The 501-nt window shown below is 25.3% G+C and carries 1 protein-coding gene; it reads right to left on the bottom strand.

Annotation, left to right across the window (positions count from 1 at the left end; genetic code table 11):
- On the bottom strand, nt 1–252 hold a 252-nt coding region (locus ABCO64_RS10910), incomplete at its 3' end, for a hypothetical protein (protein ID WP_343089503.1).
- Nucleotides 253–501 lie beyond the last annotated feature (249 nt).

Here is a 501-nt window from a genome sequence, read left to right as displayed (position 1 = left end):
TAAATCACCAATTTCTTGCGTCTCAATAATATTTAACACTTCTTCTAAATCAATTTGATGTTTATTTTGAATATTTTGTGTAATCTTTGAATCTTTCTTTAAGAAAAACTTTGATAACGATAAAGGAATTTTAATATTAACTTTATCTTTTTCTTCACTCAACACTTGAATATGTAATGTTTTGCCTTTTAAGTGATTTTTTTCTTCCACTTGATGGTTAAACGATTCACTGTTTTCATTAATGTATTCCATAATCTCACCTCATTATATTTAGATTCTATTAATTCTTTTTGTTTTATTGCAGTGCATGAATGGTTGGTTTAAGTTATATTCTATTTTATGTGTACATTTTTGTTTGATAAAAATCTCCATAATCAACTTCCTTTCCTTGAAGGCAAGTCATTATTCTTTGAGTGCGTTTTTTAGTTTTTCTAATTCGGTTTGTTTGATTTCATTGATATACTTTTTTTGTTCTGTTTTTTCTATTTCATTGATCAAGTA

Origin of the sequence: Methanocalculus natronophilus (assembly GCF_038751955.1) — an archaeon.
GTDB lineage: Archaea > Halobacteriota > Methanomicrobia > Methanomicrobiales > Methanocorpusculaceae > Methanocalculus > Methanocalculus natronophilus.
The sequence above is the reverse complement of the archived record's forward strand: the minus strand, read 5'-3'. Positions and strand labels throughout refer to the sequence as shown.